Annotated in this window: 24 protein-coding genes and 3 pseudogenes; 15 read left to right on the forward strand and 12 right to left on the reverse strand. The window is 68.8% G+C overall.

Annotated elements, in window-relative coordinates:
• Positions 1-26: 26 nt before the first annotated feature.
• The 3 genes from J8403_RS06940 to J8403_RS06950 all read right to left on the reverse strand — a co-directional run bounded on the left by J8403_RS06940 (position 27) and on the right by J8403_RS06950 (position 3840).
• Positions 27-1067 (reverse strand): nucleoside-diphosphate kinase, encoded by a 1041-nt coding sequence (locus J8403_RS06940; protein WP_246585736.1) that lies wholly within the window; start codon positions 1065-1067, stop codon positions 27-29.
• Positions 1064-2071: a thymidylate synthase gene (locus tag J8403_RS06945; RefSeq protein WP_246585737.1), complete on the reverse strand. Its 1008-nt coding sequence runs from the start codon at positions 2069-2071 to the stop codon at positions 1064-1066. Before J8403_RS06945 ends, J8403_RS06940 begins: the two co-directional genes overlap by 4 nt.
• 1253 nt (positions 2072-3324) lie before the next feature.
• A complete protein-coding gene (locus tag J8403_RS06950; protein ID WP_211122373.1) occupies positions 3325-3840 on the reverse strand; it encodes a hypothetical protein in 516 nt (171 codons plus the stop codon).
• 390 nt (positions 3841-4230) lie between these two features.
• Here J8403_RS06950 and J8403_RS06955 point away from each other — a divergent pair, with 390 nt between their 5' ends.
• The gene (locus J8403_RS06955; protein ID WP_211122374.1) at positions 4231-5388 is read left to right on the forward strand and encodes a helix-turn-helix domain-containing protein; all 1158 of its coding nucleotides are present in this window, start codon (positions 4231-4233) and stop codon (positions 5386-5388) included.
• A 22-nt stretch (positions 5389-5410) separates the two neighbouring features.
• Positions 5411-5986, forward strand: a complete 576-nt coding sequence (locus J8403_RS06960; protein WP_211122375.1) for an HD domain-containing protein — start codon at positions 5411-5413, stop codon at positions 5984-5986.
• 222 nt (positions 5987-6208) lie between these two features.
• Here the strand turns inward: J8403_RS06960 and J8403_RS06965 are convergent, their stop codons facing one another.
• Positions 6209-6751, reverse strand: a complete 543-nt coding sequence (locus tag J8403_RS06965; RefSeq protein ID WP_211122376.1) for a GNAT family N-acetyltransferase — start codon at positions 6749-6751, stop codon at positions 6209-6211.
• A gap of 319 nt (positions 6752-7070) precedes the next feature.
• On the opposite strand from J8403_RS06965, the pseudogene J8403_RS06970 reads away from it, so the two are divergent.
• A pseudogene (locus J8403_RS06970) lies at positions 7071-7847 on the forward strand (IS5 family transposase); the annotation flags it as partial.
• On the opposite strand, the gene J8403_RS06975 reads toward J8403_RS06970, so the two are convergent.
• Positions 7768-8646 carry a sulfotransferase family protein gene (locus tag J8403_RS06975; RefSeq protein WP_211122377.1) on the reverse strand — a complete coding sequence of 293 codons (879 nt, stop codon included), beginning with the start codon at positions 8644-8646 and terminating at the stop codon, positions 7768-7770. The pseudogene J8403_RS06970 and the gene J8403_RS06975 sit on opposite strands and share 80 nt — an antisense overlap.
• Positions 8647-8970: 324 nt before the next feature.
• Between J8403_RS06975 and J8403_RS44310 the strand changes: the two are divergent.
• The 5 genes and pseudogenes from J8403_RS44310 to J8403_RS06990 all read left to right on the forward strand — a co-directional run.
• Positions 8971-9102: pseudogene (locus tag J8403_RS44310) on the forward strand (response regulator transcription factor); the annotation flags it as partial.
• Between the two features lie 73 nt (positions 9103-9175).
• Positions 9176-9289: pseudogene (locus J8403_RS44315) on the forward strand (response regulator transcription factor); the annotation flags it as partial.
• 67 nt (positions 9290-9356) lie between these two features.
• Positions 9357-9779 (forward strand): winged helix-turn-helix domain-containing protein, encoded by a 423-nt coding sequence (locus tag J8403_RS43505; RefSeq protein WP_246586308.1) that lies wholly within the window; start codon positions 9357-9359, stop codon positions 9777-9779.
• On the forward strand, positions 9677-10315 hold the full coding sequence (locus J8403_RS06985) for a hypothetical protein (protein WP_211122378.1): 639 nt from the start codon (positions 9677-9679) through the stop codon (positions 10313-10315). Before J8403_RS43505 ends, J8403_RS06985 begins: the two co-directional genes overlap by 103 nt.
• Before the next feature lie 59 nt (positions 10316-10374).
• Positions 10375-11085 carry a DUF1775 domain-containing protein gene (locus J8403_RS06990; RefSeq protein ID WP_211122379.1) on the forward strand — a complete coding sequence of 237 codons (711 nt, stop codon included), beginning with the start codon at positions 10375-10377 and terminating at the stop codon, positions 11083-11085.
• 97 nt (positions 11086-11182) lie between these two features.
• Here the strand turns inward: J8403_RS06990 and J8403_RS06995 are convergent, their stop codons facing one another.
• Positions 11183-11587: an ArsR/SmtB family transcription factor gene (locus J8403_RS06995; RefSeq protein ID WP_211122380.1), complete on the reverse strand. Its 405-nt coding sequence runs from the start codon at positions 11585-11587 to the stop codon at positions 11183-11185.
• A 108-nt stretch (positions 11588-11695) separates the two neighbouring features.
• On the opposite strand from J8403_RS06995, the gene J8403_RS07000 reads away from it, so the two are divergent.
• Entirely contained in the window at positions 11696-13669 is a 1974-nt protein-coding gene (locus tag J8403_RS07000; protein WP_211122381.1) for a heavy metal translocating P-type ATPase, read from the forward strand.
• An 11-nt stretch (positions 13670-13680) separates the two neighbouring features.
• On the opposite strand, the gene J8403_RS07005 is transcribed toward J8403_RS07000, so the two are convergent.
• Both J8403_RS07005 and J8403_RS07010 read right to left on the reverse strand, forming a co-directional pair.
• On the reverse strand, positions 13681-14652 hold the full coding sequence (locus J8403_RS07005; protein ID WP_211122382.1) for a M56 family metallopeptidase: 972 nt from the start codon (positions 14650-14652) through the stop codon (positions 13681-13683).
• A 9-nt stretch (positions 14653-14661) separates the two neighbouring features.
• Positions 14662-15036 carry a BlaI/MecI/CopY family transcriptional regulator gene (locus J8403_RS07010; protein WP_211122383.1) on the reverse strand — a complete coding sequence of 125 codons (375 nt, stop codon included), beginning with the start codon at positions 15034-15036 and terminating at the stop codon, positions 14662-14664.
• Positions 15037-15282: 246 nt separating this feature from the next.
• Between J8403_RS07010 and J8403_RS07015 the strand changes: the two genes are divergently transcribed.
• Complete coding sequence (locus J8403_RS07015) at positions 15283-15963, forward strand: GNAT family N-acetyltransferase (protein WP_211122384.1); 681 nt, start codon at positions 15283-15285, stop codon at positions 15961-15963.
• Positions 15960-16703 (forward strand): M15 family metallopeptidase, encoded by a 744-nt coding sequence (locus J8403_RS07020; RefSeq protein ID WP_246585738.1) that lies wholly within the window; start codon positions 15960-15962, stop codon positions 16701-16703. Before J8403_RS07015 ends, J8403_RS07020 begins: the two co-directional genes overlap by 4 nt.
• Before the next feature lie 115 nt (positions 16704-16818).
• Here the strand turns inward: J8403_RS07020 and J8403_RS07025 are convergent, their stop codons facing one another.
• The 3 genes from J8403_RS07025 to J8403_RS07040 form a co-directional block, all read right to left on the reverse strand.
• Positions 16819-17178, reverse strand: a complete 360-nt coding sequence (locus tag J8403_RS07025; protein WP_211122385.1) for an ArsR/SmtB family transcription factor — start codon at positions 17176-17178, stop codon at positions 16819-16821.
• A 9-nt stretch (positions 17179-17187) separates the two neighbouring features.
• The gene (locus J8403_RS07030; protein ID WP_211128121.1) at positions 17188-17454 is read right to left on the reverse strand and encodes a transposase; all 267 of its coding nucleotides are present in this window, start codon (positions 17452-17454) and stop codon (positions 17188-17190) included.
• A gap of 358 nt (positions 17455-17812) precedes the next feature.
• Positions 17813-18583 carry a methyltransferase domain-containing protein gene (locus J8403_RS07040; RefSeq protein ID WP_211122386.1) on the reverse strand — a complete coding sequence of 257 codons (771 nt, stop codon included), beginning with the start codon at positions 18581-18583 and terminating at the stop codon, positions 17813-17815.
• A 675-nt stretch (positions 18584-19258) separates the two neighbouring features.
• Here J8403_RS07040 and J8403_RS07045 point away from each other — a divergent pair.
• From J8403_RS07045 to J8403_RS07050, 3 genes are all read left to right on the forward strand, one after another.
• A complete protein-coding gene (locus tag J8403_RS07045) occupies positions 19259-20215 on the forward strand; it encodes a DUF1259 domain-containing protein (protein WP_246585739.1) in 957 nt (318 codons plus the stop codon).
• Positions 20216-20439: 224 nt separating this feature from the next.
• Positions 20440-20655, forward strand: a complete 216-nt coding sequence (locus J8403_RS44705) for a Chromate resistance protein ChrB (RefSeq protein WP_425519885.1) — start codon at positions 20440-20442, stop codon at positions 20653-20655.
• Between the two features lie 408 nt (positions 20656-21063).
• Positions 21064-21432 carry a hypothetical protein gene (locus J8403_RS07050; protein ID WP_211122388.1) on the forward strand — a complete coding sequence of 123 codons (369 nt, stop codon included), beginning with the start codon at positions 21064-21066 and terminating at the stop codon, positions 21430-21432.
• 121 nt (positions 21433-21553) lie between these two features.
• Here J8403_RS07050 and J8403_RS44320 read toward each other — a convergent pair whose 3' ends face one another.
• A complete protein-coding gene (locus J8403_RS44320) occupies positions 21554-21685 on the reverse strand; it encodes a hypothetical protein (protein WP_281427904.1) in 132 nt (43 codons plus the stop codon).
• A gap of 192 nt (positions 21686-21877) precedes the next feature.
• Here J8403_RS44320 and J8403_RS07055 point away from each other — a divergent pair, with 192 nt between their 5' ends.
• Positions 21878-23242 (forward strand): MFS transporter, encoded by a 1365-nt coding sequence (locus tag J8403_RS07055; protein ID WP_211122389.1) that lies wholly within the window; start codon positions 21878-21880, stop codon positions 23240-23242.
• Positions 23243-23280: the final 38 nt, after the last annotated feature.

A 23280-nucleotide genomic window follows, 5' to 3' on the forward strand; every position in this document is an offset into this window, starting at 1 on the left:
GATGCCTCCAGTTCGAGGGAACGGCGTCAGGTGTCGACGGACGTGCGCTGGCGCGGCGGGCTCAGCGGGGAGAGCAGGGCGCGGCGGCGGGCGCCGTACCAGGTGCCGAAGTCGCGGCGGGCGGCGTCCAGGTCATCACTGGTGTGGACGAGGTTGCGGACCAGGCGCCGCTCGGCGAGCGCCGCGGCCAGACTGTCGTCCCCGAGGTCACCGCGAATGGTGCCGGCCGCGGCCCTGGTGGGGTCGAAGTGCCCCAGGAGCTGACGAAGGCGGTGATGCACGCCAGGCTCTCCATGGGCCAGCGCCACCGTGACGGGGCGGTCGGCGTACTCCGCGTCAAGGCAAGCGGGGATGTCCCGGTCCGGGAACCAGTCCGCATCCACCAGCAGGTCCCAGTAGTGCACATGTGCCTGCCACGCCTGAACGGTCAGGTCGAGCCGATCCGACACCGCGACCTGGGCTGCGCCGATCCGGTCCAGGACGGCGTCCACCAGGCCGCGCTCGACCGCATCGGGCTTGCACAGGATGACCGAGCACCGCTCGAAGACGGGATCCGCGAGGCAATCGCCGTCCCTGAACCAGGTGCCGAAGTCGCGGCGGGCAGCGTCCGGATCATCACTGGTGTGCACGAGGTTGCGGACCAGGCGCCGCTCGGCGAGCGCGACGCTCAGGCTGTCGTCCCCGAGGTCGCCGCGGATCGTCCCGGCCACGGCCAGCGTGGGATCTGTGTGCCCAACGAGCTGCCGCAACCAGGCGTGGATACCGGGCTCACCGTGGGCCAGTGCCACGGACACCGGGCGGTCGGCGAACGCCTCATCGAGGTAGGTCGACAGATCACGGGGCGCACGCTTGGCCTCTGCGAGCAGATCGCGGTACACGACGTGGGCCTGCCACGGCTGCGCCACAACGTCCATGCGGTCCGTGACGGTGACACCAGAGGCTCGGATCATGTCGAGCACACGCTGGACCAGGCCGCGTTCCACGCAGTCCGGCTTGCACAGGATGACCGCCCAGCGGTCGAAGTCGATGCCGTCCACCACGGCACCGCTCGGCGGCTTCCGGCTCACTGCTCGCCTCCGTCCAGAGCGGCAGCGCAGGCGGGCCAGCGGTGGCCGACGAGCCACTGGAGACCCGGATCCAGAGCGGTGAGGACCTCCGGGTGCGCCTTGTCCACCCGGTCGTGCTGGACCTGCCGGTAGACCTCGAACAGCAACAGAGCCTGCTGCCAGTACGGATGAAGGCCCGATGCCTTGATGTGCGCCGCGCTGTAGTGGGCCTTGTTCGTGCGAAGCATCTCCTCGTGCTCGAGGACGCGCGCCACGGTCGCCGTGGTGGTGCTGGCCGGCATCGCCGGGAACGGGAACTGGATCGGCGCCGACCGGGTGACGGCTTCCAGAAGGACTCGGTGGACACGCTCGGCGTTGCGATCGCAGATGTGGGCCGAGCCGATGAAGTGTGTGTAGGAGCCCAGCTCAAGGCCGAGCTGGACGGCCGCGAACTCCTGAAGCATGGTGAAGCTGAAGACATCCGAGAGCAGGCCACAGTCGAGATCGTTGGCCCGCATGTAGCACACCATGTGCAGCCGCTCATCCCGCACCAGGAAGTGCAGCCCGGCAAGGCACGCCATATCGGGGTTGTCACTGATCGCCAGCTCATCAGCGGCGAAGACGGGAATGTAACCCCGCTTGCTGTCCCGCTCGCCGCGGAGCAGTTCCATGACGCGGTCGAAGGGCGACACCGTGTCGCCGTCGGCCGGGTTGAAGATCGTGTGACCGTACGCGGAACCGCCCAGATGGATGCCATCCCGGGAGCTGGAGCGCATGGACGGCGCGTAGTAGCCGATCATCTCCAGGTCCCTGCGGCCGGCCAGGTACCAGAGTGCTTCGGCGAAGTGGAAGACCGGGTTCGCCTTACGCTCGGCCAGGAAGGGCAGTCGCTGACGCGGGTCCGGCAAGCGGAAGCTCACGCCGATCACTTCGCGGGCGTCGTTGCCACGGGCAGAGATGTGATGATCGTGATCCTCGGATACCAGCCTCAGTAAGGCCAGGTATGCCTCTTCGAGACCGGTCAAGCTAAGGGGGGTGAGCATAACTCTCCTTCGGCGTGCAGCCTGGCCGCAACTCTTGGGTTTGATTTCTCGTGAAACCCGGTGCGAGGCGCTGTGCCACCTTTCTCACGCCGGGATTTTGTTACCGCTCGGGGCCCCGGGATCGGTGTCAACCGGGACCCCGAGCGGGGCCTGTCCGACAGCCTCGGATTGGGGGCGGCCGCGGGTGGGCGGGCGGATAGACGGGCAGCTAGGCGGCGGTGTGTCCGATCAGGTCTGTCAAGTCCACTGCTGTGCAGCCATGCATAGAAACCACCTCGCGACAGGCGAGTGTCCATCGGAGTCTCGGGTCGTCGTAGGCCACGAACGAGAACTTGTGGCCGTTGTCACCGGGCAGAGGCTCGAGGGTGTCGGGCGAGTACACGATGCCAACGACACCCCGGGCTGAGGTGTGCTCCACGAGCGCCGCCACATATCCCGTACGCGGGGGCGGACCTTCAAGGACCGTTTCAAGAGCGCAGCCATCGCATACCGGCGGTGTGGTGGTCTTCTCTCCTTCGACAACCGCCTGCCTGGTTGCCGAGGCAACAAGGAAGAGGTGCCGCTGATCGGGGCGGCCGCCAGCGGTGGGTTGGCCGCAGCCCCCACACAGCAATTGATTAATGGCTTGTCGCTGACGCAAGGCATGAACCCGACCGAGCAACGGCGCACCAGTACCGGGCCGGACCGGCACCCTGATCCACAGAGCGCCGCTCCAGCGATCGGCGAGGCCATACTCGTCCGCGTAGCCGATTTCCGTGCCCACGCGCCCGTGTCGAGTCGTGATCACGGCCGGGCGAGCATTTTCTCCTGTCCACGGAGCGATGTACGGCACGCGAATGCCACCCGCGAAGTATTGACGCGGTCGTGGGCGCTGAACGCCAGCTGGGCTGCCTGGCAGCCTGTCCGTGGGACACGGGAACTCGTCCCGGTGCATTTCAGTCCTCTCGGGGTCGCGGTAAGGAGTGATGGGCGCGTGTTACGCCCGGTGTAGCCGCCGCCCCTCCCTTCCTGGCAGTTGGAGCAGGGGCGGCGGCTGCCCTCACCAAAGGAGGTTCCGGTTAACGCGGTCCGGGCTGGTAGAGCCTCTCTTCGGCGACGCACGACCCCGCCGAAGAGGGAGTCGTGGGTATAGGTCTGTCTGACGCGGTTACGCGACGTCCTTGATGGGCCCGGGCAGAGAAAGGCGCTGCATCAGCTCGTTGATCTCCTGGACGCCGAATGTCGGGCCACCGGCATCATGGTCCGACCCCCGCCTCGCGGCGCGGGTAGAGACGCAGTCCCTCTTCCAGACAGGAATGAAGGACGGCCGCGCTGGGCAGCTCCAACGGAGCCCGCTTGGTGAGATGCCACGGCGGAGTGTCCCAACGAGCCCCACGCGTCGGCGGCAGAGTGATCCGTGCGTCAGCACCAGCCATAACCTGCACACCAGCAAGCGCGGAGACATGTACCCCGCTGCCGCGTGCGACCAGGAACGTGCCCGTCTCGCCGTACAAGAGGCATGGTAGAGCCGCGCCTATCCGGTCGAGCCGGACCAGCGCATCCGTGACGACTTTGCGCGAGGCGGTCACCGCGTCGAACTTGGTACAGGCGGCCAACAAAGCCGTTGTGGGGTTGCGGGCGAAGACATGTTGCACCCTGTCTGCGTTCATCGGCTCGTTGTCGACAAACAGCGGCCACCCGAGCAGATCCGCATCCTCGTACGTGTTCACCAGGGCGTCGCGGCTTCGTGGGGGCCACACAGAAGTTGTCATCACCAGCTCCCTCAAGGGCTCCACATCGCCCCTTTTCGAAAGGCACGCTCCATAGCCAGTGGTCCGTCCGACCCTCGCGCGGCGGCCTGGAAGCTGGTCGCCGTCAGGTCGCGGTCGGAAGCCATCGGGGTGGGTTCTGGAGCTCATTGCCGCCCTCTCGGCCAGCGATCTCGCTTCGCATACTCCATGCGTTCGCGAACTCCCTGACACTGCTCATTGGTAGGGCGCATACGCGGTCACCACCTGCGTAGCCACTTGATCGCTCACCGCGATTAAGCTGGACCGGGTGTGCGCTGGGTCACTGACTACGCAGGAACTTACTGTGATCAAGCGGGCAAAAAAACTGACACAGAGTATGAGTTGCACACGCCGAACACGCGGGAGCACGGCATGGCACCACAGAATCGATCGGGCTCCAGGACAGGAACACTGACTCACTGTCAGGGTTCCCGACCCCGCGCTGCGGGTGGCATCGTCTGCGGTCATCTACTGAAGATCATCCGAGAGCGCATTCCGCTGACTCAGTCCCGACTCGCCGAGGGACTCGGCATCGACACGACGACCGTCCAGGGCTGGGAATCAGGCCGTCGTTCCCTGACGGCCGTCTCCTCCACGCAATTCCTGCGCTTGAAGCGACACCTGCTGGGACGTGGCGCGGAGGCAACGCTTCTGCCTCTCCTGGATCTCGCAGTCGAGGCCGACGCCGTGATCGAGTACTCGCTCGACGACACGCTCGACGGTGACGACATCACCCAGCACCCCCTTCACAGCTGGGTCTTTACCCGAGCGTCGACTCACATGATCACCTGGGCCCTGACCGGTGAGCAGCCCACCGTTCTCCCCAAAGCCCCCACCTCGACCCCTCGGCGGCGAGGTCCCACGCCTGACTCACCACTGCTGCCGGCCCCTGATCGAGAAAGGCTGTTCGCCAATCTCCGTCGCACAGCGGAGATCGCTGATCGGGCCGGGGAGCGTGGCTCGCTTCTGCGTCGGCAGGCGCTCTACCTGTGTGCGTACGACACCAGCGCCGACGCCCACTCCTGGCTTGCTGACATGCAGGAACGCCGTCCAATGCCACTGCGTCACGCATCATGGACACCGGCCTGGTCCGACGCGAGGTCGGTGGCAACGTCCCTGATCCGCTATGGAGATATCGAAACGCTGCAGGCATTCATCGAGCGGGGCATGGGAGCAGACGCCAGCGAGATGGCCAACCTCAATTACTGGGCGCACTGGCTGGGCCTCGACCCCGTGCCCCGTGCGAGCGACGCGTTCATGAGCGACATCGACGGCCAGTCCTGGGAGGCCCTCCCGCTCCTTCGCGCCCTTGCCGACCGGCTTGATCCGTCGCGGGGCGCCGTGGACTTGAACATCCACTCCGTGTGGGCGCTGATCAGCTCGAAGCCAGGTGTCCTGTCAGCTGACCTGGATCTGCACCGCGACTTGACCGCCCGAGTCGGCCGCCTGCTCGACAGCGATGCGATCTCGCGCCAGTCCAGGCGTGAGCTGGACAATGTGCATTACGGTCTGAGGCTGAGCAGCCGGTGATCCGCTTGAAGGGACGATCTACATGACTGATGACCAGGCCGACAAGGGAACCGTCGGCTACCTGTTTGAGATGGGTGCCCTCAAGCGAGGAAAGCGGAGTGGCTGGTGGATCGCCGGCATCAAGGACCCCGAGACCATCGCTGAGCATTCGTTCCGCACCGCGATCATCGGCGCGGTGCTGGCGATGATGGAAGGCGCTGACCCTGCGAAGGTCGCCCTTCTGTGCACCTTTCACGATACCCAGGAGACCCGCGTCGGGGACATCCCGTGGATCGGGCGCCGCTATCTCGAAGCCGCGTCGAACGAGAAGGTCACCGCCGATCAGGTCTCCAAGGCCCATCCAGCCGTAGCAGAGGGGATCAAGGCCGTGGTCCACGAGTACGAGAACGGCGACTCGCTGGAGGTTCTCGTGGCACACGACGCGGACAAGCTCGAGTGCATGCTGCAAGGCATGGAGTACCTGGAACAGGGTTACCGCAATGCCCAGGAATGGGTGGACACCACGCGGGCGAAGCTGAAGACACCCTCGGCGCTCGCGCTGGCCGAAGCGGCACAGGGCATGTCGTCCGCCGAATGGAAACACATCTACCTGAGCTGACCAGTACGCCGCATCCGAGGGTGCAGAAACATGTGTCTGCGCCCTCAACCTCCGTCCCGAGTCACAGATCGTCGCTACTGCGGAGGCCGTCCGCGCGGACACCACGGACTCCACGACGACGGCCACGCTGCTCGACAGCGCAACGATGGCGTCACTGATCCAGCAAGACGGGCCCAGGGGTAGACGAGTGCCTGATGTTGTCGAGCAGCTGCGGGCCGGGGTTCACAGCGGCTGGAGGACCATGAGGATCTCGTCGCGGTCGTCTCCGGGAGCGAGGCGGAGGGCGTCGGGCCAGCGGCCGATCTCCTTCCATCCGAGCCGTCCGTAGAACTTTTCCAGCCCCGCTCCGCCGCGTGCGGCCAGGTGCAGGTGTTCCAGGCGCATCTCGTCCCGGGCAACCTGGCGGGCCCGTTCCATCAGCGCGATGCCGAGACCGCGTCCGCGGACGCGGGGGCGGGTCTGGACGTGGTGCAGCGTTCCCCAGTGTGCGATGAGAGCGAAGGTGTCGCGGCGCATGTCCAGCCAGCCCAGCACCTCCCCATCCTCCATGGCCAGGATCAGGCGGCAGGTGTCCGGGGCCAGGTTGGCGATGATGGCATCAAGGGCGGGGGCCGCCTGTTGGGCGTCGATGGGCGGAAAGGGGAAACCGGCCGCCCCGCCGGCGTTGGTGACGTCGACCCAACAGTTGATCAGGGCCTGCCGGAGCCGGGGGTCGACATCGCTTGGGGAGGTGGCCTGGCGTAGTTCGAGGGAGTCGGCGCTCATCTGCGGAGTGTTGCAGAGGCCACCGACAACGGCCCCGGCGAGCCGGATCGTTCGGCGCTCCGCCCGGCATGCTGGGGGTTGGTCACGGGGCGGGAGGTGGCCGATCCGGCGGCTGCGACTGCGGTTGCCCCCAGTTGTTCGTCGATCCCGGCGCGGAGCCGGAACGACGCATACGGACCATCCCCCCATGGACGGCTTCGGCCAGCAGATGCAGATGAGCGAGGACTAGGGTCCGTCTTCAGAGATCATCCGGGCGATGGATCATGGAGGGGTGATACGCCGTCATGAACTGACCGACCATGAGTGAGAATTACTCGCTCCCTTCATACCGCGGGCCTCGACAGGCCGACCCCGGGTGGAGGACCGGCAGGTCATCAACGGCATGGTGTACAAGATCCGTACCGGGATCTCGTGGCGTGACCTGCCGGAACGCAATGGGCCGTGGAAGACGGTGTACACCCGCTTCCGCCGCTACGCGCTCGACGGCGTGTTCTCCCGGGTCCACCATCGCCCGGGCCCACCAGCACGGCGCCGCGACCGGCCGAAAAGGGGGCAGCAGCGACAGGACGAACTGGACGATCACGCCCTCGGCCGCTCCCGAGGAGAGCTGACCACCAAAGTCCACCTCGCCTGCGCCGGCAAGGGCCGCCCTCTTACCATCCTGATCACACCGGGTCAGCGTCACGACAGCATCTGCGCACGGACTGTGCTGGAGCGGATTCGCGTCCCGCGCACCGGCCTTGGCCGACCGTGCTGCCGACCCGCCCATCTGATCGCGGACAAGGCTTACAGCTCGCGTGGATTCCGCGTCCACCTGCGGCGACGCGGGATCACGCACACGGTTCCCGAGAAGACCGATCAGCAGCGGCACCATCGCGGGAGCCGCGGCGGCCGACCACCAGCATGTGACCGGGAGACGTATCGTCGGCGCAACACCATCGACCGCCACGTCCTACGAAGCGGCGGTCACACTCGCCTCATTCCTGCTCTGGGCAAGATCAGTTTGAAGACGGACCCTAGTAACCCCAGATCTTCGCGAGCTCGGCCAGGCGTGGAGGAAGCTCCGTCGACTCGTCGTACTGCCGCGCCGTTTTGATCACACCCGACTTGATGGTGCTGCTCCAATCGCCGAGCTGCGGGCGGAATGTGCCGTGGTCGTACTGACCGTAGTTGAGCATCTCCGCTTCCCATTCGAGGCCGAGGAAGCGGCAGATGCCGCGGGTGACCTCAGCGGGGTCAGCGGTGAGTTGCTCATAGGTGAGGGTGTGCCCGCCGAGTACCTGCCGCGCTTCTTCCAGCTTTTCCGCGTACGCCAGCACCTCGGAGTGGATCTGCGCCAGATCGGGGGCGTCGCGCCGGTTGACCAGTGAGGTCACCACGGCGCCCGGGTGCCGCAGCAGGAAGAGATAGCGTGCCTGGGGCCAGCAGCGGTGCAGCCGGGGCCACATGAGGGTATTGGGCGGGGTCTTGTCGGCGATGATCTGCTTGCCGCTCCGCTGAAGTTCCAGGTGAAGGACCCGGTCCCACAGAAGATGCTCGAGTTCGGGCTTGTCGATTTCCAATGCGCGCATCGCGTCCGCCGTGAAATGACGGGACAGGTGCACATGGAGGGTCCGCAGGTGCATCTCATGCGGAGCACGGATCTTGGAGTGGCTGTTGAGCAGGACTCGCAGCAGGGTCGATCCGGAACGTACCGGTGAAAGGACGAAGACCGGTGATTCCACCAGTCGGGGAGTGGCCGGTGCGACGTAGGGTTCGCCGATGGTCTCGGCAGGCAGAGGCGGCCGAGCCTGTCCGCCGCCCGTAGACCGCACCGGTGGGCGCAGAGCTTCGGCCAGAAGCTTGCCACGGCGCTTAAGCACCTTACCGAGAGCGCCCCTACGGTCGTCGGTCATGTTGGCACCCCTTAGTCGTCCCGGCCCGCCCTTCTGGCGGCCGGCCGCCCCCAGATTCGAGGAGACGAGAGCGAAGGGAAGATGTCCGTCAGGTCACGAGATGTTTATGCCGGAGCTGATAGACATGCCTTGACCTGCGCGGATGCAACGTTGATTAATCTTTACTCAGAAACGGTGAACCTGAACGGGAGACATCCCGTCCCCGTTAGGTTTATGCCCACGGCGAGCGCTGCCCGGCCCCGCCCACTCCGGCCTGTCCGGATCTCATCGGTCGCGGTCAGGGCCCCCGTGCCCCGGAACGGTCGGTCCACGTAGTGCCATGGCGTGTACGGGAGTGCCAGCGAAAAACCAGCGCCCACCCGTGGCAACGGGCAGCACATCCTGGTCGTCGACGATGAGTCGAGAATCGCCGAGCTGCTCTCGACCACCCTCGAGCTGGCCGGTTACCGGGTCGGCACCGCGGCCACCGGCGGAGAGGCGCTCGATCGGGTCGGGCGGGAGCGGCCCGACCTGGTGATTCCTCGATGTGATGCTGCCCGATCTGGACGGCTTCACGGTGTGCCGCCGCCTGGTGGCGGCCGACGAGAACCATCCGCCGGTGCTCTTCCTCACCGCCCGCGACTCGCTGGACCCGCTGGTCACCGGCCTCGGCATCGGCGGGAACGACTACGTGACCAAGCCGTTCCGGATCGCCGAGGTGCTGGCCCCGGGTGCAGGCCCTGCGCACCCGCAACCGGCGGCGGGAGGAGCCCTCGCCGCGCTACGCGGATCTGCCGCTGGACGATACGACCCGTCAGGCGCGGCGCGGTCGGCGGGCGCTGGAGCTGACCCCGGCCGAATTCCGACTACTGCGCTATCTGCTGGTCAACGCCGGTCAGGTGCTGTCCAAGGAGCAGATCGGCGAGCATCTATGGGTGGCGGACCACCGGCGTTACGAGGCGCGAGGCGAGGCAACGGGTTTCCCACCTCATGGCCACTTTCAGGGATCGGCGTGCCGAGCTGCCAGGCGATGGCTCATGATGGGCGAGCCATGCACCAGCCGAATGCGACTTTCCGCACGCCGTCGCCCGTTATCCGGGCGGCGGTGTTCGCTATTGCCGGCACCGTACTGGGGGTCGGCGCCCATCATCTGAGCGCTGACGGGCCCGTGCCGTGGGCGCCTGGCGCCGTGGCGGCGGCGGTGCTCTTCGCAGTGGGGCTGGCCGGTGCGCGGCGCCCGCGCTCGTTAGCCACTGTGGTGGCGGTGAGCGCCGGTGGGCAGGCCGGACTGCACCTCTGGTTGACGCTGACCACGCACACCCACCATGCAGCCCATACGGAGGCCATGGGTACCGGTGCCCACGCGGCATGGCACGAGCGGTTGCACGATTCGGCGGCGATGACGGCGACCCACGCCACGGTGGCCGTCCTCGTGGCGATCCTGCTGCACCGTGCGGATGTCGTGTGTTGGACGCTGGCGCGTGGCGTGACCTCGGCGACGGAGGCGGTGCGGGCGAGGATCGCCGCGGCCTGGGCGCACCTCTCCGGGCGCCCGGTACCGGTCGGCCCGGTGGCGCCGGTGCCGGTCGCCGGGTGGCTGGAGCCGCGACCGCCGCCCCTGAGCACGACTCTCGCGGATGTGGTGGTCCGGCGGGGGCCTCCAGCCGACAGGGCCGACGTCGTCATCTGACCTGATATCGCGGGGCGGCGGCTACGCCGCTCCGCTCCTCACCCTGCCCGGAGACACTCATGTCCCGTATCGCCCTGCCGCGCGCCGCGCGGCGCCTGACCATCGTGGCCGCCGTCTCGGCCACCGCCGTTCTCCTCACCGCGGTCCCGGCCGCCGCCCACGTGGAGGTGGAGTCCGAGAAGGCCAAGGCCCTCGCCGAGAACGTCACCATCTCCTTCGAGGCGGAGTCGGAGTCCGACTCGGCCGGGATCACCGAGCTGAAGGTGGTGCTGCCCGAGGGCATCAAGCCCGCCGATGTGACCTACGACAAGGGCCCCGAGGGTTGGAAGTTCGCCGCCGAGGACAACGGTTACACCGTCAGGGGCCCGGCGCTGAAGGCCGGGGAGAACGCCGAGTACTCCATCACGGTCCGACAGCTGCCCGACGCCAAGGAGCTGGCGTTCAAGACGCTGCAGACCTACAGCGACAAGCGCACCGACCGGTGGATCGAGCTGGACGACCAGGGCGAGAGCCCCGCCCCGGTGCTCAAGCTCGAGGCCGCGGCGTCCGACGCGAAGCCGGCGGACCCCTCCCCCAGCGAAACCGCCTCTCCCACTCCGACGGCGGACGACACCGCACAGCCCTCCTCGGACAAGGAAACGGCGGAAGAGGAGAAATCCGACGACGACGGACTTTCGGCGGGCGCCTGGATCGGCATCGGCGTGGCGGCCGTGATCGTGGTCGCGGCGGCGTTCTTCGTCATGCGCCGCCGCGGTGGCGCACGGTCATAGCCAGTAGCGGTCGCATGGGCCCTCCGCTTCGCCCGGTCCGGGCGGAGCGGAGGGCCTATCCTCGCGGAGGGGCGAGGAGGGCCTTCCCGTGCTCAGGTCAGAGGGCCGCGGGTACGTCGTCGTCCACGTCCCCGACCGAGTCGGCCGGTGTGTCCCTCAGCCCGAGTCGCAGGTGCTCCGCGTGGTACAGGGCTTGGTCCAGCAGTTCGGCGACATGGTTGTCATACAGCGAGTACACCACCGAGCGGCCCTTGCGGGTGCCCACGACCAAGCCGAGGTTGCGTAGCAGCCTCAGCTGGTGGGAGCACGCGGACTGCTCCATCCCGACCGCGGCGGCCAGTTCGGTGGCCGGCAAGGGTCCCTCCCGCAACCGGGCCAGGATCAGCAGGCGGGACGGCGTCGCCAGCGCTTGCAGTGTGGCGGCGACTCTCGGGGCGCTGCCGGCGTCCAGGCGGGCGCGCGGTACGGCGTTGTCAGCGGCGGGTGCGACTCCATGGCCCATGCGTCCAGCCTACCGGCCCGTTCAGGAACACATGAAGAGCTGTTCATTCAGTCCTGTAGCGTGGAGGGGCGAGCCCATTGCCGCCTCCCCTGAAGGACACCGACTGCCATGTCATCGACCCTCACCCGCCCGGTATCGCCGCCCGGGGCGGCCCGTGATTCGGTGGCGCCCAAGCGCCGGACGCGGATCTTCGCCCTGCCCGAGGCCCGCTGGGCGGCGGCCGCCCTGGTGCTGTTCCTGATCGCGCTGCCGCTCCAGCTGCTCGGCGCACCGGCATGGGCGTGGGGGCCGCTCTACGCCCTCACCTACATCACCGGCGGCTGGGAGCCGGGATGGGCCGGACTGCAGGCCCTCAAGGACAAGACCCTGGACGTCGACCTGCTGATGGTGGTCGCCGCGCTCGGCGCCGCCGCGCTCGGGCAGGTGCTGGACGGGGCACTGCTGATCGTCATCTTCGCCACCTCAGGGGCGCTGGAGGCCATCGCCACCGCGCGGACCGCGGACTCGGTGCGCGGCCTGCTCGACCTCGCCCCGACCACCGCCACCCGGCTGTCCGAGGACGGGGCCGAGGAGACGGTGCCCACCGAACAACTGGCGGTGGGCAATGTGATCCTCATCCGCCCCGGAGAGCGGGTCGGCGCGGACGGCCGGGTACGGGAGGGCGCGAGCGAGGTCGACCAGGCCACGATCACCGGGGAACCGCTGCCGGTGGCCAAGGCGGCCGGTGACGAAGTATTCGCCGGCACCCTCAACGGCACCGGCGCGCTCACCGTGCGCGTCGAGCGCGACCCGTCGGACTCGGTGATCGCGCGGATCGTGCAGATGGTGGAGGAAGCCTCGGAGACGAAGGCCCCCACCCAGTTGTTCATCGAGAAGGTGGAACAGCGCTATTCACTGGGCATGGTGGCCGCCACCCTGGCGCTGTTCGCGGTGCCGCTGCTCTTCGGCGCGGCGCTACAGCCGACCCTGCTGCGGGCGATGACCTTCATGATCGTCGCCTCTCCGTGCGCCGTGGTGCTGGCGACCATGCCGCCCCTGCTGTCCGCCATCGCCAACGCCGGGCGCCACGGTGTGCTCATCAAGTCCGCCGTGGTCATGGAGCGGCTCGGCCAGGTCGACGCCGTGGCCCTCGACAAGACGGGCACCCTGACCGAGGGGACCCCTCGAGTCACCGACGTGTGCCCGCTCGACCACTCGGGCCTGACCGAGGAGGCCCTGCTGACCCTGGCGGCGGCGGCCGAGCACCCCAGCGAGCACCCGCTGGCCCGAGCCGTCACCGATGCCGCCCGGAAGCGTGGCCTGGAGCTTCCGGCGGTCCAGGACTTCGCCTCGACCCCGGGCACCGGAGTGACCGCGACCGTCGAGGGACGCGCCGTCGCGGTGGGCAGCCCCGGCCGTCTGCGGGAGCCGCACCCCGACCACCCCGCTACCGCGTTGGCCACCCGGCTGGAAGCGGCCGGCCGTACCGCCGTCCTGGTGGAGGTGGACGACTCGGCCGTCGGCGTGCTCGGCATCGCCGACCGCCTGCGCGAGGACGCCACCACCACCGTCACAGCGCTCACCACGCTGACGGGTACCGCCCCGGTGCTGTTGACCGGGGACAACCCTCGCGCCGCCCGCCTCCTGGCGGCCGAGGTCGGCATCACCGATGTCCGCGCCGGGCTCCTGCCGCAGGACAAGGTCACCGCCGTCAAGGAGCTGGAGAGCGCGGGCCGCAAGGTGCTGCTCGTCGGTGACGGCGTCAATGACGCGCCCGCCCTGGCCGCCGCCCATACGGCCGTCGCCATGGGACGAGCGGGCTCCGACCTTGCCCTGGAGACCGCCGACGCCGTCGTCGTCCGGGACGAACTCGCCACCATTCCCACAGCTGTCTCCCTCTCCCGCCGTGCCCGCCGCCTGGTCGTGCAGAACCTGGTGATCGCCGGGGTGTTCATCACCGGCTTGGTCGTCTGGGACCTGGTCGGCACTCTGCCGCTTCCGCTGGGTGTCGCCGGGCACGAGGGCTCCACCGTCATCGTCGGCCTCAACGGTCTGCGCCTGCTGCGCGACGCGGCCTGGCGGAGTGCCCGGGACGACGCGTAGGGCCCTCGGCCTCACCGGGCGGCGAGGTGCGCGGTGTCGGCGAGGAAGGCCGCGGGGGCCAGGCAGAGGACCACGGGGAGGGTGAGCGCGGCGGTCGCCACCGCCAGGGTGAGAGCGGGCGCCAGCGACCCCGCCGGGACGGGCGAGGTCGTGATCAGACGGCGGATGCGCTCGGCCGGATCGGGCCCGGTCATCGCTGGTAGGTCCGAGGGGTCGGCGGCGGGGCCGGTCACGGTGCACATCTCCAGCAGTGCCGAGGCCACGGTGCGGCGGCCATGTTTCCGCGCCGCCTGGTCGTCCGCGGCCATCTCGGCAAGGCGGCGCACCTGGTCCGCGTATCCGCGCAGCAGCCCGGTCCAGGCGATGGCGGTGGTGAGGATGTCCGCGGCGAGGATCGCCCGGTGGTGACGCAGCCGCAGATGGGCGCGTTCGTGTTCGACGGTGGCGGCCAGCTCGGCCCTGGAGAGCATGTCCTGGGCCGCGGTGGTCACGACGATGCGGTCACCTCCCCGCGGCCCGGGGATGCAGAACGCTGCCGGGGCCGGGTGCCGCAGCACCCGCACGGTGGGGTCGCCGGTCCGGTCGTACGCACCCTGGGTGTCGGCGGTCAGACGGTAGCGGTCGCGTTCACGACGGAGACGCAGCGAGCGCCGCAGGGTGAGTATGGACAGCGTCACGGCACCCAGCAGCAGGGCGAGCAGCGCGGCCTCGGCGATGCCCGCCACCTGCCAGGCCCCTCCGTAGGCGGCGTGGACCAGTGGCTTGTCGGCGTGGAAGAGCCACACCATGCCGTGTTCCCACACGTCGTGGGCGACTAGGACGAGGGCGGCGGCCAGCGAGGCGAACAGTCCCAGCGCGCAGGCATGCCAGCAACGCAGCGTGACCTGCGGGAAGCGGGTGACCCATCGAGCCCGGGCCAGCAGGCGGGCGCCCGGTCCGCCGAGCAGGGTCGCATGGGTGAGCAGCGCGGCGATGACAATCACGGCGCCCCCTCAGCCGTCAGCGTCGGGGCCGTGCGGCATCCTGCCCAGCGCTTCGCGCAGCGTCGCCGCCTCGGAGGCGTCGAGGCGGCCCGCGAAGCGGAGCAGGGCCTCGGCGCGGTTGGCGGAGGACTCCAGGGCGTGCTCCATGAGTTCGGCCGTGTAGTCGTCCTCGAAGCGCAGCGCGCTGTAGCGGTAGGACCTGCCCTGTTTGGCGCGGTCCAGCCACCCCTTGGTGCGCAGGCGCTCGGTGACCGTCATCACCGTGGTGTACGCCAGCGGGCGCTCCTCGTTGAGGGCATCGGTGATCCGCTGGATGGTGAGCGGCTCGTCGCTCGCCCACATCACCCGCATGATGTCCGCTTCCAGGTCGCCGAATGGCCGCATCGCCCTCGTCCCTCGTCCCGCACTTCCGACCGTGCTGTTCGCTGTCGATGACGGTACCCGCATTCCGCGGAGCACACCACGAACTTCTACGACGTGTAGTAGTTTGCTGGTGTGGACGTCGAACGAGGCGCCTCCGCGCCATCGAGCCCTGCCCTGCCCCCTTTCGCCCCCTCCGACCATCATGGCCGCATCCCCCCGATGCGTACTCCCGGCCGGAGACCTCCCTTCGGCTGCACACTGCGGCCGATGGCACACGAGGACCTGCCGTTCGTGGTGGACGAGCACCGCGCACACTTCCCCGACGGCTTCTTCGCGCGCCTCGGCCCGCGGTTCCTGACCGCGTACACGGCCACCTACCTGGCGACGCCCTGCGCCCGGGCCTACATCGCTGAGACCGGCGGCCAGCCGACCGGATTCCTCGTGGGAGTGATCGACCCTGCCGCCCACCGCGGTCAGCTCGTACGCAAGCACGGCACCCGGCTCGCTCTGCGCGCGTGCGCCGCACTCTCCCTGCGCCCCTTGCTGGCGCTGCACTTCCTGCGGACACGGCTGAGCCGGTACTGCCGCAAGCTCCTCCCGGCGCGATACGCGCGCGGCAAGGAGGAGCCCGGCCCCGCCCGACGCGACGGCGCCACCGCGGTCCTCTCCCATGTCGCCGTGAACAGCCGGGCCCGATCCCTCCGCCTGGGCTCGGCGCTCATTGAACGCTTCATCCAGGACGCTGCGGCCGCGGGCTGTGCCCGGGTGAGCCTGGTCACGGCGGCCGGGCCGGACGGCGCGGGCCGCTATTACGAGCGACTCGGCTGGCGGTTCGCCGGTTCGACGCGCACACCCGACGGCCGCTTGTTCCTCACCTACGAATACGCCCTCTACACCCCCTTCCCGGACGACCCCAGACTCCGCTACTTCCAAGGACCAGCACAGTGATCCACCCTGCCCGCCGATGGCCACCGCCCGTCCTCGCGATCGTCTTACTCGCCACGGCCTGCACCGCGGCGGCGGACACCGACCGCACCTCCGCCGCGCCGGACGACACTGCCGCGAGCCCGTCCCCGTCCGCCGACGCCGTCGTCCGGCGGCTCCCCGCGGCGCAATGGGAGCGGATGGTGACCGCCGGGATGTGGCGCGAAGGATGCCCGGCCACCCGCACCCAGTTGCGGAGGGTGGAGATCAACCATCACGGCTTCGACGACAAGGTGCACCGCGGGGTCCTCGTCGTCCACACGGACACGGCCGACACCGTCGTCCGCGTCTTCACCCGGCTCTTCGACGAGAGGTTCCCCATCCGCAAGATGAGGCCGCTGGAGGAGTACGACGGGGACAGCGACGCCAGCCTGCGCGACGACAACACCGCCGCCTACAACTGCCGCCGCCCCGACCAGATCAACGCCCCGGAGAAGGAGTCACCCCACGCCAACGGCCGCGCGGTCGACATCAACCCCCTGGAGAACCCCTGGCAGGACCCGCGCTGCAAGTGCTGGTCACCCAGCGCCCGGCACAAGGAGCGCACCGCAGGCAAGAAGGGCGTGATCGTGAAGGGCGGCACGGTCTGGAAGGTGTTCAAGGAAGAGGGCTGGATCTGGCAGGACATCGATGTGCCCGACTACATGCACTTCGATACGGGCTACCCGTCCAAGCCGTACACCGCTCCTGAAACCCGGCGGTGACGCATCCGCCCTCCCCGAGTCGCCTGGGCCGGACGCCCCACGTCCCCCAGGCAGCCCCGGCCGGTAGCGCGCCCCCGCCCCGGCCGGGGCATCCCACTACGGAGGGCCCCGGCGGTCAGTCGTGCGGGGCCCGGCCGCTCACCCGGTGGTCCGCGTGGCTGAGAGCTTCCAGGACAAGGCGACGCAGATGGCCGTCGCTCAGCCGGTAGTAGATGTGCCGGCCCGCACGGCGCGTATCGACAAGCCCCGCGAGCCGCAGCTTCGCCAGATGCTGACTGACGGCGGTCCGTGACGTCTCACAGCGTTCGGCCAGCGAGCCGACGTCCGCCTCCTTCTGCGCGAGCAACCACAGCACATGCAGCCGGGTGGTATCGGCCAGCATCGCGAACACACCGGTCGCCTCGGCGAGGCGCGCGCCGTCCGGAGGGCGCAGATGCGCATCAGACGCAGTTGGCACAGGTTCGCGGTCGGTCATGCGGACAGCTTAGAACCCGCCTGGTCGGCCCCGGACTCCTGCCTCTGCCTGCGAGGGAAACGAACCGACGGGTAGCTGTTGGGTACGCGAACGCGAACTCGCCCAGCTAGATGAACGCAGGCACCGGCCCCTGCGGCAGCGCGGCACCGATGACCCGACAACGATGACCGACGCACGGCGGACGAAGGCATGCACCCGCCGAGACGGCGGGAAGTCCGTCGGCATGTTCGCCCACTTGATCCCGTTGTCCACCACATACCGCACCGCGTCGATCATGATGCGGTGGCAGTAGCCCTCCGGCCGGCCTCCCCGGCCCTCCAACCAGGCCGGCACAGACAGGGCAGCCCCACGACCTGCCACTCCGCCTCCGTCTTGTCGGAGCGGTAGCACGGCGCGCGGTCCGGCTGGTCCGCCGCGTTGCCGAACCGGTGCACGAGACAGTCACACGACCGCGCCGAGGCATTGGACTCCACGGACGTATGCACGGAAGACTGCAGCAAGCAGGGCCTCCCGAAACTCTTCGCGAGCTACCAAGAGGCCCTGTCTTCATGCGCGGACACAGCGGAGATCACCCGGCCAGGAACCTACACGACCTCACAGCCCCGCCGATTGGCACGCGGAAGCCTTCTGAGGGTCAAACCCCCTTTCCGAAGACAAGCACCTCCGTGGAGGCGACGCCCATGGGCGCCAGGAAGCTGGCCTCCAGACTGCAGCCGAGGGTCGCGAAGAGGTCCACGCATGTCCGGCGAGGCATGGCAGCTGGGTAGGAGTCGTGCCCCGCGCCGCCCTGCGTCGCCCAGGCGCGTACCGCGACCGGGTCCAGGCAGGTCTCTGTCATTACATCGAAGACGATCCGACCACCGGGTCGCGTCACACGTGCCATCTCGAAGAAGTAGCGAGAGGCGCCGAGGAAGGGCACGGTATTGAAGACCTTATGGGCCTGAACGAGGTCGACGCTGCCGTCGGGTGTCGGGGCGAGACTGCATCCTGCGGTCGGTTGGGCGACCACGCTGAATGTGTCCACCAGGTAGTCGGCCCAGGGCGCTGCCGTCTCGTAGATCTCGTAGCGGTCTGGCGAACACTCCTTCAGCGTCTTCTCCAGGTACCGCCCGGACCCGGGGCCGATCTCCAGCACCGTGTTCGGGTTGGCAGCGAAGACGCCGAGAGCGCGTAGTTCATCGATGGTGGACTGGGTGGCACCAGGCGTCCCGTTCATCACCTCGTCGATGTAGTCACCGACCGACAGACCGGCCGCCCGTGCAGCCCGCATCGTTGCCTCAAACGGGATGAAGTCGTCGACGCCACCCAGGTTGTTGGTGCTGCGCACGATGTCGAATCCAGCACGTCCCAAGAGCCGCTTGACCCCCGACTTCAATGCTGACGTTCCCCTGCCTGCTGCCCTCATTACGCATGGCCCCCCAGGTCGTCTCCACCCTCGGTGTCAGCATAGGAACGCGGACGTAGACGCGCAGCCGGACGGCGAATTCGCTACACGGCCGTCGAGGGCAGGTCCACGGTGCCGGGGCCTCACACCCGATATGTGCCTTCCCGGCGAGGCTGCTTGTCGATCCTCGGTGGCCGCCCGGGAATCTCGGCCAGCACCTCGGCCACCGTCGCCCGCGCCCCGCCCAACCGCGCCAACGCGCTCTCCGCCACAACCAGCACCGCCTGCACCCGCTCGCTCGCGCAGCCGCGCGACCTCCTCGCGGACCTAGACCTCCCGCGCCTCCAGCAGTTCCAGTACCGACAGCGCCAGCCACCTCGACCAGCGAGTACGAGCCGACGAACAACCCGCTCTCTCTTCCCCCGCAGCAGCGGCAGTTCATGCCCACCCAGACCCAATCAAACGACCACGTTCGGAAAGCGGAAGCCTTCTCAGGAACCAGTAGTTCCGAGAGATCACGAAACCCATCGAAACCGTGTCCGATTTACCCCTGACTATTGGTCTTGCGACCTCGTAAAAGAGCATTGAGCCGACCCGGTGCTGCGTGTGTCGTCGAGCACCTGGCACCCCCTCCTCTCGGATGATGTAACCCCGGTCACATCACCTATGCAGACGGAGCAAGGGAGCCTGGCAGCGATGAATGTGAACACCTCACTGCGGCTGCTGGCCGCAGCCGGTGCCGTCCTGCTGGCCGGTGCCTGCGGGACGGGTGGCCAGGACGCCGGCGCGCCCGCCGCTGCCGGCGGCGGGCAGAAGCCGGTGTCCACCACCGCGCGGGACTGGAAAGGCGTCGCGGACGCGCTGGGCCGGGAAGGGAAGGTGATGGGCGGCACGGTCTACCGCGTCGCCCTCCCACGTGGCGACCTGAAGGTCACCTCCTACGGGGTACAGGTCAAGGCCGGCCTGGCTCTCGGCTCGTACGCCGCCTTCGCCCGCTACCCGGGCGGCCAGAACCTGGCCATGGGCGACCTGGTGGTCACCGAGAAAGAGCTGCCGAAGGTCACCGACGCCCTGCAGAAGGCCGGTATCGATCAGACCGCGCTGCACAAGCACCTGCTCGCCCAGACCCCGCAGATCTGGTGGACCCACTTCCACGCCACCGGCACGAACCAGGAAAAGATCGCCCGCGGCCTGAAGGCTGTCCTGGATGCCACCGGCACCCCGCCATCCGCCAAGCCCACCTCACCGGGTCCGGTCGGCCTGGACACCCGAGCGATCGACAAGGCCCTGGGCACCAAGGGCACAAGCGAGGGCGGGATCTACAAGTTCACCTTTGCCCACAATCAGACCATCACCGCGCACGGCAGGGTGCTGCCGCCGGCCATGGGGGTCACCACCGCCATCAACTTCCAGCCCACCGGCGGCGGCAAGGCCGCCATCAACGGCGACTTCGCCATGACCGCAGGCGAAGTCCAGAAAGTCATCAAAGCCCTGCGCGCGGGCGGGATCGACATCGTCGAGCTGCACAACCACGCCCTCGACGACGACCCGCGCCTGTTCTACCTGCACTTCTGGGCCAACGACAACGCGGTCAAACTCGCCCGCGGCCTGGGCCACGCTGTCGACAACCAGGACGTCAAGCCCGCCGGCTGACCCCTCCACGGGGCCGGACTCCACCCAGCAGGAGCTCGGCCCCCCGGCGGCCGACCCCTCGAGGAGACACCGGACATGGCACCGCCCCCGCCGCCCACTACCGCCGGAGCGTGCGGGGATGACCGACGACCCTCGTCCGGCGCCCCGCACCCAGCAGCGGACCGGGACAGTGGGTACTGCTGTCCTACCGGCTGCCACGCAAGCCCTACACCCGGCGCATCACCATATGGCGCAAGCTCAAGCGGCTCGGCGTCGCCCAGATCGGCGACGGCCTCATCGTCCTGCCCGCCGACGCCCGCACCCGCGAACACATCGACCGGATCGCTGAGAAGATCACCGGCCTCGGAGGCACCGCCACCGTGTGGATCGCCCAGCCCGGCGCAGCAGAGCAGGAAGGCCATCTCACCCGGAGCATGGCCGACGCCCGCACCGCCGAATAACAGCACGTCCTGGCCCAGGCCGAAGCCGCCCGCATCCTCGGCGCCGAGGAGCGCCGGCGAACATCGCGCATACTCCGCGCCGAACTGCGCCGCCTCCACCGCCGCGACTACTACCCCCCAGCCACCCGCCGCGTGGCCGAAACCGGCGTCAACACCCTGCACCCACCCCGCATCGGTACCGAGGAGGTCGCATGAAATGGGCCACCCGCACCGGCGTCCACAAGCCCGGCTGATCCACCGCTTCACCGGCCCGGCCCAGTCCTCCCGTCGGCGCAACCCGGCAGGCGCGGCACCGAACCCGGCAACCACCACGGCGACCGCAGCTTCGAGACCCTCCTGCGACGCCGCTCTGAAGCGCATCGCTGAGATCGTCCATACCAAGCCCTCGAATACGAAAGGCACAGCGCCATGATCGGTTGGGGACAGATCTTCTACGGAGCGGCCCTGTCGGCCGTGCTCAGCGGCGTGCTGCTCGCTATCGTCCTGCGCGGCCGCCGCCTGGCGGTGATCGTCACCGGCGCACTGGCCGCCGCAGCCGGGCCCATCGCCTGGAACGCCATCCTGCGTGCCGCCCACGGAGATCAGTTCTTCACCGATGCGCCACTGGCAGCCTTCCCGGTCAGCTGGCAGGACACCGGCTCCGGCGTCTTCGCCCTCGCCACCGCCGTGCTCGCTCTCGGCCTGGGCCCCCTGCGCAACGAACCCGCCCGCCGCACCGTCACCTACGCCCTGCTCGCCGGACTAGCCGCTCTCGTCGTTGACGTCTACCTGTACTGAGCCACACCGGCGAGCTTCACAGGTACAAGATCAGGCTCGCTGATAGCCCCTGTTCCGTTGTCCTGTGGCTGTGAAGCGCCTCGGCCGCGGCGCCGCCGAGTTGCTGACCATCGCCGAAGACCTACGGCACCGCGACGTCCAGCTCGAACTCCTCATCGGCCTCTCCAAGGCGTCTGGCGACCCGCCCGGGCACGGCACCACCCTGTTCGCGTTCCTCGTCGGTATGGCGGAGTCCGAGCGCGAGTACCAACACACCCTCTCCGAGGACGACGTCGCCGACCCACGGCTCGAGCGTTACAAACAGCAGATTTTCCCTGGGGATAGAGGTGGTCCGGGACGTGACCGAGCGGCGTCGATGACCGGAAACCCATCTCCACATGTGCGCAGATGCGCATCTATACCTATAGTGATCGGTCGCCCGCCCCTCCGGCCAAGGGACCGCCGCATGCTCTCTGTCCTGCGCAACCGCACCTATCGCCACCTCTTCACGGCTCAGGTGATCGCTCTGGTCGGCACCGGTCTGGCCACCGTCGCACTGGGTCTGCTGGCCTACGACATCGCGGGCGCGGACGCCGGTTCGGTACTTGGCACCGCGCTGGGGATCAAGATGGTGGCGTATGTACTGATCGCACCGGTCGTCGGCGCCATCGCAGACCGGCTGCCGCCGCGGGCGCTGCTGGTCGGCGCTGACTTGATCCGGGCCGCGGTGGCGCTGACGCTGCCGTTCGTCGACCAGGTCTGGCAGGTGTACGTCCTGGTCTTCGCGCTCCAGTCCGCCTCGGCCGCCTTCACCCCGACTTTCCAGTCGCTCATCCCGGCCGTCCTGCCCGCCGAGCGCGACTACACCCACGCACTGTCCCTCTCGCGGCTCGCCTATGACCTGGAAAGCCTGTTCAGCCCGGCCCTCGCGGCCGCGCTGCTCACCCTGATCAGCTACAACTGGCTGTTCACCGGCACCATGCTCGGATTCCTGGCCTCGGCCGCGCTCGTGGTCTCCGCCGTCCTGCCCAAACCGCTCGCGGCACCCCGCACCGGCACCGTCTACGCCAAGGCCACCGCGGGCACCCGGCTCTTCTTCGCCACTCCGCGGCTACGTGCCCTGCTCGCCCTCAACCTCGCGGTCGCCGCCGCCAGCGCGACCGTCACCGTCAACACGGTGGTGTATGTCCGCGAGCACCTCGGCCGTTCCATCGCCGACGTACCGCTCGCCCTCGGCGCGTACGGCGCGGGCTCGATGGTCGTCGCCCTGCTGCTGCCCCGTGTTCTCGACAAGGTCTCGGACCGGGCCGTGATGCTGCGCGGGGCCCTTTTGCTCACCGTGGTGTATGCGGGACTTGGCGCCTTGACGGCGGCGCACACGGGAGGGTGGCGGTGGCCGGCGCTGCTCGCCGCGTGGGCCGCGTTCGGCGGCGCGTGTTCCATGGTGCTCACGCCCACCGGCCGCCTGGTCCGGCGCTCGGCGCCGCCCGAGGAGCGCACGTCGGCCTTCGCCGCGCAGTTCTCGCTCTCCCATTCCTGCTGGCTGCTGACCTATCCGCTGGCCGGATGGCTCGGCGCGGCGGCCGGACTCCAGTCGGCGGTGATCGCACTGGGTGCACTCGCCTTCGCGGCGGCGCTGCTGGCGGTGAAGCTGTGGCCGTCGCACGACCCGGACCACCTCACCCATCTGCACACCACCCTCGACGCCGAGCACCCGCACCTGGCCGACGCGGCGCGCGTCCCGGGAGGCTGGCGTCACAGCCACAGCTACGTCGTCGACGACCTCCACTCCACCTGGCCCGCCCTTCCGGAACGGGCTCCGGCCCGCTGAGGCCCTCCTGCGAGCAACCGGCCGGGCCGGGCGGTGGG

This window comes from Streptomyces yatensis, assembly GCF_018069625.1.
GTDB classification, from domain to species: domain Bacteria; phylum Actinomycetota; class Actinomycetes; order Streptomycetales; family Streptomycetaceae; genus Streptomyces; species Streptomyces yatensis.

What these genes read in the sequence shown, in the direction of transcription:
- J8403_RS06950 (WP_211122373.1), bottom strand. Translation starts at nt 3,840, where the DNA reads ATGACAACTTCTGTGTGGCCCCCACGAAGCCGCGACGCCCTGGTGAAC.
- J8403_RS06955 (WP_211122374.1), top strand. Translation starts at nt 4,231, where the DNA reads ATGGCACCACAGAATCGATCGGGCTCCAGGACAGGAACACTGACTCAC.
- J8403_RS06960 (WP_211122375.1), top strand. Translation starts at nt 5,411, where the DNA reads ATGACTGATGACCAGGCCGACAAGGGAACCGTCGGCTACCTGTTTGAG.
- J8403_RS06965 (WP_211122376.1), bottom strand. Translation starts at nt 6,751, where the DNA reads ATGAGCGCCGACTCCCTCGAACTACGCCAGGCCACCTCCCCAAGCGAT.
- J8403_RS06975 (WP_211122377.1), bottom strand. Translation starts at nt 8,646, where the DNA reads ATGACCGACGACCGTAGGGGCGCTCTCGGTAAGGTGCTTAAGCGCCGT.
- J8403_RS06985 (WP_211122378.1), top strand. Translation starts at nt 9,677, where the DNA reads ATGCACCAGCCGAATGCGACTTTCCGCACGCCGTCGCCCGTTATCCGG.
- J8403_RS06990 (WP_211122379.1), top strand. Translation starts at nt 10,375, where the DNA reads ATGTCCCGTATCGCCCTGCCGCGCGCCGCGCGGCGCCTGACCATCGTG.
- J8403_RS06995 (WP_211122380.1), bottom strand. Translation starts at nt 11,587, where the DNA reads ATGGGCCATGGAGTCGCACCCGCCGCTGACAACGCCGTACCGCGCGCC.
- J8403_RS07000 (WP_211122381.1), top strand. Translation starts at nt 11,696, where the DNA reads ATGTCATCGACCCTCACCCGCCCGGTATCGCCGCCCGGGGCGGCCCGT.
- J8403_RS07010 (WP_211122383.1), bottom strand. Translation starts at nt 15,036, where the DNA reads ATGCGGCCATTCGGCGACCTGGAAGCGGACATCATGCGGGTGATGTGG.
- J8403_RS07015 (WP_211122384.1), top strand. Translation starts at nt 15,283, where the DNA reads ATGGCACACGAGGACCTGCCGTTCGTGGTGGACGAGCACCGCGCACAC.
- J8403_RS07025 (WP_211122385.1), bottom strand. Translation starts at nt 17,178, where the DNA reads ATGACCGACCGCGAACCTGTGCCAACTGCGTCTGATGCGCATCTGCGC.
- J8403_RS07030 (WP_211128121.1), bottom strand. Translation starts at nt 17,454, where the DNA reads ATGATCGACGCGGTGCGGTATGTGGTGGACAACGGGATCAAGTGGGCG.
- J8403_RS07040 (WP_211122386.1), bottom strand. Translation starts at nt 18,583, where the DNA reads ATGAGGGCAGCAGGCAGGGGAACGTCAGCATTGAAGTCGGGGGTCAAG.
- J8403_RS07045 (WP_246585739.1), top strand. Translation starts at nt 19,259, where the DNA reads ATGAATGTGAACACCTCACTGCGGCTGCTGGCCGCAGCCGGTGCCGTC.
- J8403_RS07050 (WP_211122388.1), top strand. Translation starts at nt 21,064, where the DNA reads ATGATCGGTTGGGGACAGATCTTCTACGGAGCGGCCCTGTCGGCCGTG.
- J8403_RS07055 (WP_211122389.1), top strand. Translation starts at nt 21,878, where the DNA reads ATGCTCTCTGTCCTGCGCAACCGCACCTATCGCCACCTCTTCACGGCT.